This is a genomic window from Methylotenera sp. 1P/1, assembly GCF_000384355.1.
GTDB lineage: Bacteria > Pseudomonadota > Gammaproteobacteria > Burkholderiales > Methylophilaceae > Methylophilus.
In genome coordinates, this window is the sequence record NZ_ARWC01000001.1 from 716,932 (window position 1) to 728,697 (window position 11,766).

Annotated in this window: 11 protein-coding genes; all 11 read right to left on the reverse strand. The window is 43.5% G+C overall.

Annotation, left to right across the window (positions count from 1 at the left end):
- Nucleotides 1-102: 102 nt before the first annotated feature.
- The 11 genes from A3Q3_RS0103320 to flhD all read right to left on the reverse strand — a co-directional run bounded on the left by A3Q3_RS0103320 (nt 103) and on the right by flhD (nt 11,186).
- A complete protein-coding gene (locus A3Q3_RS0103320; RefSeq protein WP_020182151.1) occupies nt 103-342 on the reverse strand; it encodes a hypothetical protein in 240 nt (79 codons plus the stop codon).
- 310 nt (nt 343-652) lie between these two features.
- On the reverse strand, nt 653-3,244 hold the full coding sequence (locus tag A3Q3_RS14610) for a methyl-accepting chemotaxis protein (protein ID WP_020182152.1): 2,592 nt from the start codon (nt 3,242-3,244) through the stop codon (nt 653-655).
- A gap of 62 nt (nt 3,245-3,306) precedes the next feature.
- On the reverse strand, nt 3,307-3,816 hold the full coding sequence (locus A3Q3_RS0103330; protein ID WP_020182153.1) for a chemotaxis protein CheW: 510 nt from the start codon (nt 3,814-3,816) through the stop codon (nt 3,307-3,309).
- Between the two features lie 12 nt (nt 3,817-3,828).
- Entirely contained in the window at nt 3,829-6,174 is a 2,346-nt protein-coding gene (cheA, locus tag A3Q3_RS0103335; RefSeq protein ID WP_026361734.1) for a chemotaxis protein CheA, read from the reverse strand.
- An 86-nt stretch (nt 6,175-6,260) separates the two neighbouring features.
- Complete coding sequence (locus tag A3Q3_RS0103340) at nt 6,261-6,629, reverse strand: response regulator (RefSeq protein WP_020182155.1); 369 nt, start codon at nt 6,627-6,629, stop codon at nt 6,261-6,263.
- A gap of 60 nt (nt 6,630-6,689) precedes the next feature.
- Entirely contained in the window at nt 6,690-7,229 is a 540-nt protein-coding gene (locus A3Q3_RS0103345; RefSeq protein ID WP_020182156.1) for a hypothetical protein, read from the reverse strand.
- Between the two features lie 69 nt (nt 7,230-7,298).
- Nucleotides 7,299-8,243: a flagellar motor protein MotB gene (motB, locus tag A3Q3_RS0103350; protein WP_020182157.1), complete on the reverse strand. Its 945-nt coding sequence runs from the start codon at nt 8,241-8,243 to the stop codon at nt 7,299-7,301.
- A gap of 41 nt (nt 8,244-8,284) precedes the next feature.
- The gene (motA, locus tag A3Q3_RS0103355; protein ID WP_020182158.1) at nt 8,285-9,148 is read right to left on the reverse strand and encodes a flagellar motor stator protein MotA; all 864 of its coding nucleotides are present in this window, start codon (nt 9,146-9,148) and stop codon (nt 8,285-8,287) included.
- Between the two features lie 213 nt (nt 9,149-9,361).
- On the reverse strand, nt 9,362-10,219 hold the full coding sequence (locus A3Q3_RS0103360) for a class I SAM-dependent methyltransferase (protein WP_020182159.1): 858 nt from the start codon (nt 10,217-10,219) through the stop codon (nt 9,362-9,364).
- A 32-nt stretch (nt 10,220-10,251) separates the two neighbouring features.
- Nucleotides 10,252-10,818, reverse strand: a complete 567-nt coding sequence (flhC, locus tag A3Q3_RS0103365; RefSeq protein ID WP_020182160.1) for a flagellar transcriptional regulator FlhC — start codon at nt 10,816-10,818, stop codon at nt 10,252-10,254.
- 50 nt (nt 10,819-10,868) lie between these two features.
- Nucleotides 10,869-11,186: a flagellar transcriptional regulator FlhD gene (gene flhD / locus A3Q3_RS0103370; protein ID WP_020182161.1), complete on the reverse strand. Its 318-nt coding sequence runs from the start codon at nt 11,184-11,186 to the stop codon at nt 10,869-10,871.
- Nucleotides 11,187-11,766 lie beyond the last annotated feature (580 nt).

Sequence of the window (11,766 nt, forward strand, 5' to 3'; positions counted from 1 at the left end):
AAAAAATGCCCCTCAGCGCGATACTGAGAGGCATTTTTAGTTGTACTATTTTTCGATTAAATCGATCGATAAATTTAGCAATTAAGCTATCAAAATTACACCTTATTTACTCACTAATTTTTTAGTTTCTTTAGAAGCATCAGCAACCTCAGTTTTTTTCTTAGCGGCAGCATCTGCAACAGCGTTACCCTTCATGTGTGCTGCAGTGGCTTCCGGGCTACCTTCTTCATAACATACGCGGCCCATCATAGACACTGTGCATACTTCCGCTGCTAGTGCTTGCTGTGTTGCTAAAGCTAAAACCAATGTTGTTAATGTTGTTGCTACTAATTTAACTGCCATAAACACTCCGTTACTAGGATTAAAAAAGGTCTAGTTATTGATCTCGTACAAATATCTCATACAAAAATCTCGTACAAAACTAAACCACTTATTAAAATTAACGGAGCGGCTCCTACAATCTTTAAGACTTTTACAATGTAGTTACAAATATTTTTTTTACTCGCAATACACCATGATGCATATTGACGAAGTGTCTTTGAAACCCGCGTGAATACATCATTTTTGCAACATCCCATACTGACCCATACAATAAAAAACAGCGGGCATTTAGCCCGCTGTTTTATGTCCACTGATTTGCTTGCAGATTGGTTTAAAACTCTTCCCAATCTCCGTCATCTGTACCGGTTTTCATCGATACTTTTGCTGGAGCTGGTCTTACAACAGGTCTAGCGGTTGCCACCGGTTTTGGTGCGCTGCGCATTGGACTGCTGTGTGAACGACGCTCATGTTGAGCAGCACCTTGCAGCTTAAAGCTACTAACCACATCCATTAAGCTAACGGCTTGGTCAACGAGTGATTCAGCTGCTGCTGCTGCCTCTTCCACCAAGGCCGCATTTTGCTGTGTCACTTCGTCCATGCTGGTAATCGCGTTATTCACTTGATCAATACCAGCACTTTGCTCACTTGAAGCCGCTGAAATCTCACCCATGATGTCCGTCACACGTTGTACTGATGACACAATCTCAGTCATTGTGTTGCCAGCATTTTCAACCAGGCGTGTACCCTCTTCTACTTTGCTGACAGAGTTAGAAATTAACTCTTTGATCTCTTTTGCAGCACTGGCAGAACGTTGTGCCAAATTGCGCACTTCACCCGCCACCACAGCAAAGCCACGGCCTTGCTCACCCGCACGTGCCGCTTCTACCGCAGCGTTTAATGCAAGAATATTGGTTTGGAAAGCAATGCCATCAATCACGCTGATAATGTCTTCAATTTTGCGTGCGCTCTCGTTAATCGCGCTCATGGTTGTCACTACGTTGCCAACCACTTCGCCACCTTTGACTGCTACACCAGAAGCAGCAGCAGCCAATTGATTGGCTTGTTTAGCGTTCTCTGCATTTTGTTTCACTGTAGATGAAAGTTGCTCCATGCTTGAAGCCGTTTCTTCTAGTGATGAAGCTTGTTGTTCAGTACGTTGTGATAAATCGTTATTGCCAGTTGAAATCTCACCGGCAGCAGTGTTAATGGTTTCGCCTGCTTCACGTACAGATAATAATACTTCTGTCATCTTATCCATGAGTGAGTTTACGCCATCGCACAAACTAGCGATCGCACCGGTTTTACCAGCAAGCGATACACGGTGTGTAAGATCGCCTGATTTAGCCAGTTCGATCATTTCATTGGTTTCAATCACTGCGCTTTCTAATGCTTGCTCAGCCAGCACTTGCTCTGTCACATAGTTTGCAAAGCGAACGACTTTATAAGGCTTACCTTTGGCATCTAACACTGGTGCATACAAGGCTTGAATCCAAATCTCTTTACCATGATTAATCAGTCGTTTAAAACGACCTGTTTGAGATTTACCTGCGTTTAAGTTTTCCCAGAACGCTTTATATTCAGGTGTATTCACTTCTGTAGGATCAACAAAAGTACTGTGATGCTTACCTAATACTTCTTTAAGCTCATACCCTACGGCTTCTAGATAAATAGAGTTTGCATCAACAATATTCCCATCTATCGAGAACTCAACAATACCTTGCACCCCTTTAAATGCAGCAATCTGATCTTCATAATCTGCATTTTTTCGTTTTTGCTCAGTAATATCGGTTGCGTATTTCACCACTTTAAATGGCTTACCATCCGCATTAAATATGGGGTTGTAGCTAGATTGCAACCAAATTTCTTTGCCGCCTTTTGCGTAACGTTTGTATTCGCCGCTATCAGGCTCGCCTCGGGCTAATTTCTCCCAAAATGCTTTGTACTCACTGCCAGTACGATAAGTAGGATCCACAAACATGCTGTGATGATTGCCCACGATTTCTTTCAGGTCATATCCAGTCGCAGCCAAGAAATTATTATTGGCGTTAAGAATATTGCCTTTCAAATCAAACTCAATCACCGCCATAATTTTATGAATGGCAGACAATTGACCGGAGTAATCAGCAGATTGAGTACTTTCTTGCGTAATGTCTGATGCAAATTTCACTACTTTGTAAGGCTTACCATTCGCATCCACAATTGGGTTATAACTGGCCTCTAGCCAAATTTCTTTGCCGCCTTTGCCTACGCGTTTGAACTTACCGGAGATATACTCACCACGGTTCAATTTAGCCCAAAATTCGCGATATTCCGCACTTTTTGCATAGTCTGGCTCTACAAATGCACTATGGTGCTGCCCTACAGCTTCTTCTAAGCTATAGCCTAATACCGCCAAAAAGTTTTCATTCGCTGTCAACACTTTGCCATCTAGGCCTAGCTCAATCGTGCCTTGTGATTTACTAATGGCTTCCAGCTGTCCAGCTGTATCTACAGCGCTATATTTTTTCTGTGTGATGTCTGTCGCATATTTCACGACTTTATATACTTTGCCTGTGGCATCAAAAATCGGGTTATAGCTGGCTTCTAACCATACTTCACGTTGGCCTTTAGCAAAGCGTTTATATTGACCTTGGTCAAACTCGCCTCGGGCTAATCTTTCCCAAAACTGTTGATATTCGGCACTTTTTGCATATTCTGCATCCACAAACATGCGATGGTGCTGTCCCACCACCTCATCCTCGCGATAGCCAGCGACTTGTAAAAAGTTGTCATTGGCTTTAAGAATCACGCCCTCTGGGCTGAACTCGATGACTGCCAACACTCGATGAATTGCCTTGATTTGACCACTTTGATCCAATTGATGCACATCAGTTGTTTTATTACCAAACAAACTGCTTAATCCATTTAATATTGAACTTGCCATGAGAAACACCCCTTTACCTTTTACCTAGCCTGCATAAGTTGTTAGCGACGATGTAATTTGCTTTAATGTACTGCTGCTGTATCAATGAGTTCCATTTCTTGGCTGCTCATTAATTTTTCAATGTCCACCAAAATGAGCATATGCTGCTCAACAGTGGCCAACCCTACAATGTATTTAGTGTCTATGCTGGTCACTAAAGTCGGCACTTCACGTAGTTGATCTTCTTTTAATGCCATCACATCAGATACACCATCGACCACGATGCCCACAATACGGCCACTCAAGTTAAGAATAATGACGACTGTAAACTCGTCATATTCCACCTTGCCTAAATTAAATTTGATGCGTAAATCCACAATCGGCACGATCTTGCCGCGCAAATTGACTACCCCTTTAATAAAGTTTGGGGTATTCGCAATTTGCGTCACTGCGTCGTAACCGCGGATTTCTTGTACTTTGAGAATTTCCAGTCCGTATTGCTCTGTGCCTAGCACAAAAGTTAAATACTCACCTGCGGCGCTCTTAATGCCTGCGCTCGTGTTGGTGGAAACCGCTTCAGTATTCGTGTTCATTGCATTCACTCCTTATGCATTCGCTGGATTTGAAATGGAGGGGACAGCTTGATGCGAAAAAGTCGCAGCCCCAGTAATATAATTGGTGGTTTGGCCCATCTGAATAATCGCAGGCACATCCAAAATAAGCGCTACTGAGCCATCGCCCATGATGGTAGCGCCGGATACGCCTGGTACTTTCTTAAAGTTGGTTTCCAAACTCTTAATCACCACTTGCTGCTGACCCACTAAACGATCGACAAACAAGGCTGATTTTTTACCATCCGCTTCAATGAGCACTAAGACGCCTTGTGTTGGATCTGTAATGTCGGTGTGATGATTGAATAAGCGATGCAGCGCAATAATAGGCAAATATTCACCACGCACATGCACCATATAGCCTTCACCTGTGACTGTTTTAATGTCTTCTGCTTTAGGTTGTAATGTCTCCACAATTAAGTTGAGCGGCACTACATAGACGCTATGACCAAGTGAGACAGACATACCATCTAAAATAGCAAGCGTCAGTGGTAACGCAATCGAAATTGTCGTACCAAAGCCTAAAGCAGAACGAATCTCGACCACACCACCCATGGCAGTAATGTTTCGTTTCACCACGTCCATCCCTACACCTCGGCCAGACACATCGGTCACGACTTCAGCAGTTGAGAAACCTGGCGCAAAGATCAGTGAATACACGTCGCTATCCGACATGTTCTCATTGACAGCTAAACCATTGGACTGGGCTTTGGCTAAGATTCTGTCGCGGTTTAAGCCTGCGCCATCATCCGTGACCTCAATCACAATGCTGCCTCCTTTATGGGCCGCTGACAGCGTTAATGTACCAGTCTCTGACTTACCTGCAGCTCTACGCTTTTCAGGTGTTTCAATACCGTGATCCACACTGTTACGCACTAAATGCGTTAATGGATCGACGATACGCTCGATCAAGCCTTTGTCTAATTCTGTGGTTGCACCAATGGTGACAAACTCTACTTTCTTGTTCAACTTGCCTGCTAAATCGCGCACCATGCGTGGGAAGCGTGAGAACACAAAGTCCATTGGCATCATACGAATCGACATCACAGACTCTTGCAAATCGCGTGTATTGCGTGTGAGCTGACCAACGCTATTGATTAAGGCCTCGTTCTGCACTGGATCCAATGCGTTCACACGCTGCTCGATCATGGCTTGAGTAATGACCAGCTCGCCAACTAAGTTAATCAGTTGATCGACTTTTTCAATCCCGACACGAATCGATGTCGTTTCCGCATTGGCTGGCGCTTTGTCGGACTCGCGTCTGGCTAATGTACGTTTCTCTGCTGGCTCTGCGCTACCTGCAGCTGGTTTAGCCGCTTCCGCTTTGGCCTCGACAGCAACAGCACTGGCACCTGCATTTTCAGCCGTCAATTTAGTGTCGTCACCAATGAGCTGCGCTTTCTCTGCATCTGGATGTGGTTTGAATGGCGCAAAGAAACCGTAGCCTTCTTCTTGGCTCTCTTTACCATCTTCGGCAAACAAGCCATAGCCTACCTCTTCCTCTACTTTCACTTTACCATTGGCAACGGGCTCTGACTCAGCTTCGACCACAGCAGGTGCTGAGGGAGCAGGAGCAGCCACGGCAGCTTCAGGTGCAGCACCTGGCGCATTGCCCAAGGTAATGACCAAATCATCCGGATCTAAAATAAAGGAACAGATAGAGACGATGTCATCTTGTGTGGAGTCAGTAATTAAGGTCAATACGTAGCGATCATTGGCACCTTTTGCCGCAGTCACCTCGCCTAATAGCGCTAATTCATCTTTAATATTAGATAAATCTTTTTCTGAAATTTCTGGCAATGCCACATTAAACACTTGGTGGCCTGGTGGTAAATCGATGGCGATATCTGCCGCAACAACCGGTGCTGGCGCTGCCGCAACAGGCGCGGGCGCTTCAACAGCAGGCGCAGTCTGTGGTGCTGGCGCGGCCTGTTGAGCTGGTGCATCTTGGCTTGCCTCAGATAAGGATTTCAATACCATTTTGACATCAGCCACTTGGTCTTGATCTACATCAGTCGCATGGCGATGTCCATCCAGTTCCATTTTCAACACATCTTTGGCAGCCAAAAATGCGTCTACATGTTCACCGGTCAATTTCATTTCATTTTTACGAATTTTATCCAACAGGTTTTCCAGCACATGCGTAATTTCCGCCATGTCCATAAAACCAAATGTTGCAGCGCCGCCCTTAATGGAGTGCGCTGCTCTAAAAATCGCATTTAAATCTTCTGTATCGGGCTGATCAATATCAATCCCTAGTAACAGGCGTTCTGCTTCAGCAAGCAGCTCATCTGCTTCATCAAAGAAGACCTCATAAAACTGACTCATGTCTATTGTCATTGTGGTACCCCGTTTTTCATTGTGTACGTCCGGCTTGCATCTATTAAACTCGCCCAACGTTGCGGATATCTCTTCATCTCTATACTTTATGAACCAATTACTTTTTGTACAACTTCGATCAAACGCTTCGGATCGAACGGTTTAACTAACCAGCCATTGGCGCCAGCAGCTTTACCCTTTGCCTTCATTTCGTCGCTAGACTCCGTGGTTAGCATCAAAATAGGCACCTTTTGGTAAGAACCCAATCCGCGTAAATTTTTAATTAAAGTCAGGCCATCCATAATCGGCATATTTTGATCAGTCAGCACAAGGTCTACTGTTTTTTCTTTGGCTTTGTTTAAGCCATCTTGTCCGTCTACCGCTTGCAACACATCGTAACCAGCAGCTTTAAGGCTAAATGCCACCATTTGACGAAGTGAACCGGAGTCATCGACTGCTAAAATTGTTTTTGCCATTTCGTACTCGCTTTTATTTTGTTAAAAATTACTACCCAAAAAATAGAGTGATACTTGTGCCTAGAACAAATCAATATCGCCGGTGGCCATATCTTTTTGTCCCACTGCTTTTCTTAAATTGCCTGAAAGTGCATGACTACCAGCATGCAAAATGTCGTTGATATTGACCAAAAACTTGGCAATATCATCATGCTCACGCTGTGCGTCCATGTCATACCCATGTTCAGATAGCTCTTGTAATAGCGCTTTCAAACCATTCACACGATTGATCGTGCGGTGTAATAATTGACTCGTCATGTCTTGAAACTGCATACCCGTCACCACTGAATTTACTTCATTACCAATCTTTTCCTCATATTCTTCAATTGCAAAAGTCATGGCTTCATCTAACTGGCCAGAGGTCACCAATAAATTATGTTGGTGTGCAATCAAGTCATGAATCTTCATAAAACTGGTGCTGAGTTTCTCAATCGCTTCATTCAATAAAAAAGCGGTTTGCTGTAGATCAGATTCCACTTCGACCAAATGCTGATTACCGTGGTTAGCCACGGCTGTCAAAAGCGTTCTTAACTCATTGATGGGTAATTTATTCATTTCCATAACATCATGCCTCATTGCACTTCATCTCAATTTGTTGAATACCGTTGTAAAACCAGCTTAATTGTTGCACTACTTTGGCGATACAATACCCGCTGGCAATACCACACCAGCCTGATTACTCGTTATATCCGCATGCTCACTCTCTGCATCTTTCAGTGCATCTTCTTCTGCTTGCTTATTCATTACCACCAAGCTAATACGACGATTGGTAGGATTAAATGGATTCTCTTTGTCATATAAAGACGCAGAAGCCAGCCCCACTACGCGAAGTAGTTTTGACTCATCCATACCGCCTGCAATCAGTTCGCGGCGTGAAGAGTTCGCACGATCAGAAGACAGCTCCCAATTGCTATAGCCTTTGTCGCCATTCGGATAAGGTGCAGCATCGGTGTGCCCAGATAAACTGATTTTGTTTTGCACGCCATTCAACATTTTGCCAATTTCATGCAGAATCTCTTTGGCATACGGCTGTAAATCAGCTTTAGACGATTCAAACATCGGACGATTCTGTTCATCTAAGATTTGAATACGCAGACCTTCAGGTGTAATGTCTAACATCAACTGACTTTTGAATTTCTTTAAGGTCTCGCTTTGATCAATCGTTTGCTCAATCTTTTGTTTCAAATCTTCTAATTTGGCTTGCTCCGCTTTTTTCAATGCTTCTTTTGCATCTTCAATCGTGACTGTTTTCTGCTTGCCCGGTGGGCCATCCACGGGTTTCACCTGGCCTTGTTTTTTGGTGATGTCTCTACCACCCGTGTTTTTAATCGCCGAATCCGTGACGCCCATCGCAGGGCCGCCCATCATGGCGACCTTCAATGGTGTTTTAAAGTATTCTGCAATGCCTTCTTTCTGCGCTTTAGAGGTAGACCCCAACAGCCACATCAAAAGAAAGAACGCCATCATGGCTGTCACAAAGTCAGCATAGGCAATTTTCCATGCACCGCCATGGTGGCCACCACCACTTTTTTTAATCTTCTTAACAATAATCGGTGCAATACGATCTTCAGCCATAACTGCTTCCTCTAACTATCTATTACGTCAATTCAATCGAATTATTTAGCTGCTCTAGCTTGTTTTACATGGTCTTCCAACTCAGCAAAGCCTGGACGCTCTGTGGAGTACAGCACTTTGCGGCCAAACTCAACCGCAATGGCCGGCGCATAGCCATTCAAGCTTGCCAATAGCGTCACTTTGACGGTCTGGAACATCTTGCTGGACTCTTCTAATTTCTGCTCAAGCAAACCAGATAACGGGCCAACAAAACCATAAGCCAACAGAATCCCTAAAAATGTCCCCACCAATGCGTGCGCAATCAAAATACCTAATTCAGCTGGCGGCAATGCAACGTTTTCCATGGTATGCACTACCCCCATCACCGCTGCTACGATACCAAATGCGGGCAAGCCATCGCCTAGTTTGGCAATACAATGCGCTGGCACATGGCCTTCCATATGGTGTGTTTCAATCTCGTTATCCATTAAGTTTTCCACTTGGAATGCATCCATATTGCCGGATACCATCAAGCGTAAATAATCGGTAATAAACTCAACCAAATGATGGTCGTGCAGGATTTTTGGGTATTTGTTGAACAAGGCACTGGACTCAGGATCTTCGACGTCCTTTTCGATTGACATCATGCCTTCTTTACGGATTTTGCTAAGAATCTCAAACAAGAGCGCTAACAAATCCATGTACAGGGATTTGGTATATTTGGAGCCTTTAAAGATAGTAGGGAGTGCTTTTAATGTGGCTTTGAGTGCTTTTGTGTCGTTGCCTACAATAAATGCACCGACTGCACCACCAAAAATCATCAGCACCTCCAGCGGCTGCCATAAGCCACCCAAGTGCCCTCCCGCCAGCGCATAGCCACCAAAAATGGTGCCGCACACTACGATGTAACCAATAATGACAAACATGTTATCGTCTCCGAACAGCCAATAGAAAACTTCTTAAATTGGTATCAGAATAACAAGCGCGGACAAAAATCAATTGAGGGAATAAAGGGCATTTTTCAGGCTTTTAATCCTGTTCATCCGTGATGCTTTAAACAGGCACTATGTATTGCTGGAAGGATTGGGAACTTAGGAGAAGCGTGTAATGACGCAGGTTTAACGCTTAGTGGCTAGCAGTTATGCCATGCGCCACACAAACAAGTCAGGTGTAGTATCGCCGGTCTGAATAATCTGCTCTGGCATGACATTGGGAATATCAAACTCAAGGCTGACCAAAAGTGTGTCATGACGCATTTCTTGGCTGGCTTTTTCCCACAATTGAGACATCGCTGCGGGTGATAAGTAGGCAAATACAACATCATAGTCTGCAAAATTTAAGGCATGATAACTACCCAGTGTAAAGGTGGCTCGCGAGCCTTTCAAATAGGCTCTTACTTTGCTGATCAACCAAGGTAATGGTGCAACTTCAATGCCTTCGACCATATCATTGGGGCGGTGCTGCGCAATGTAGGTGGAGACATCACCCAAGCCGCTGCCAATATCGATCATGCGTAAAGCATGGTGTGGACGATGTTGTTGCATCAAGTTGTGCAATGCTTGCCATACGGCTGGACGGGAAGGATAAAACGGGACTTGTGTTTTAAATGTGGTCCAGTACAGGGCCATGGTCACCACAAATCCAATGAAATATACGCTGCTGGGCACATGCAAAATGGACATCAGCCATAACGCCAGCGGGAAGAAAAAGTGAATCCAGCGCCACCATACTGCCATGCCTACACAGGTGGCAATAAACGTAGCAAACATGGACTGCAATAAGACCAAAGAGAACACATAAAACGTCATGTCAGCTGTTAACAGTGCGCTCTCAGCCGGTGCGCTCATTTTGGCGTACATCAATATCACACCGAATGCGGCAGACTGTACTAACAGTGCTAATAGCGAAGGCGTCTTACTAAGGCTTTGCAACGCACGTTGATACCAAGCAGTGTCTTCAAAAAATCTGTCTGGACGGTGTTGGCTATGAAGTTGCATTTGCGCTCGCCTCAATCATTCAATCTATACAATTAAGCTGTCATAGAAACTAATTTGTAGCTTAACTCTTTGGCTTTTTTGGTTTTGCCTGCACGTGAAGGCACATGGCATAAGTTACATACATAGTGTTGATTCAAGTCATAAGTGTTCACAATAAAATTGCCACCACAGCAGTTACATGCATTGAGTTTCAACATTTTGCTTTCTACAAAGCGTACCAAGGTCCATGCACGTGTCAGTGAAAGCACTGGTTCAACGTCTGCATCTGTTTGGCCATCAGTCACTTGTTGCAAGTACAAACCGTAGGCTTTGATGATGGCTTGAATACCGCTTACATCTGCGTAATCCACCATGAATTTATAGATATTATAAAAAATGGAAGAGTGAATATTTGGCTGCCAAGTTAAGAACCAATCGGTTGAGAATGGCAACATCCCTTTTGGAGGTGAGCAGCCTTTCATTTCTTTATAGAGTTTAATCAAGCGCTCGCGCGATAATGTGGTTTGTGATTCTAGGAGCTGTAAACGCGCGCCTAAACGAATCATTTCCATGGCCAATTGAATTTGTTCTGCCTCATTGACTACGCTTTTCTTTTGCATGATAAACCCCTTATTCCTTAATATCTTTTAGAGATCGAATGTCTCAAAAACTAAGCCATTGCATCGGCAGTTTGGCCTGCCATCAACACTGCTGTATGTAGGTGTGCTTGTGCACGATCTTTAGTGTAGTTAGTCAACATGCCTAAAATATCGCTATCATCAAAACGGAAGCGTGCTAACATCATGTTGGTATTACACAATTTTAGAAGTTGTAAGTTGCTCAAGCCTTCTAACAAGTCTGCAATGTCTTTGCTGATACCTAAACGGAAAATTGCTGTTGCTTTATCGGAACGAATTAATTGTTGTGCCAACATTAAGTAGTTAAGGTTTGCATCTTTAATCTCTAACATCATTTCTTCTTGATTCATGATTGACCCCATTCTTGTCTGGTTAACGTTATAAACATGTTGTGTTGCGTTAGGCGTACTTTGAACTTATTGATGCCTAGCAACAATTGGGGTTTGTCGGTTAATTACGTAAGCGAAACGGACGCGAGCACGTAGGCGTTTGTCCTACAAACGCCTACGTGCTGCTGATGGGTTATTTTAAAATCAATGACTTAGACATCATCACTTAGTACAAGCGTGATGCTAAATACGGTTAAAAATCGACTTTCATTGCATTAAATTCCAAAAATAGTTTAAAAATAATTAAAGTTTATCTACATAGTGTCGTTACATGGTGTCGTTAAATAGTGCTGTTACATCGGGCTGTCGCATCTCTGCGACCAATTGCAATTGCCCGTGCTCACTTTTTTTCATCTATTGACGCATTAACTTCAGTAACGGCCCGCCTTAGAAAAACTTTAGGGGAAATTTAAAATATTTTTAAAAAAGTTCATAAGACATTGAATTTAAATAATAATAAAATTAAAAATATTTATTTTTTGTAGAAAAAATGCATCTTTTCAAACAAAAAACATGCTACTGGACAAAAGAAAGGGGGGGA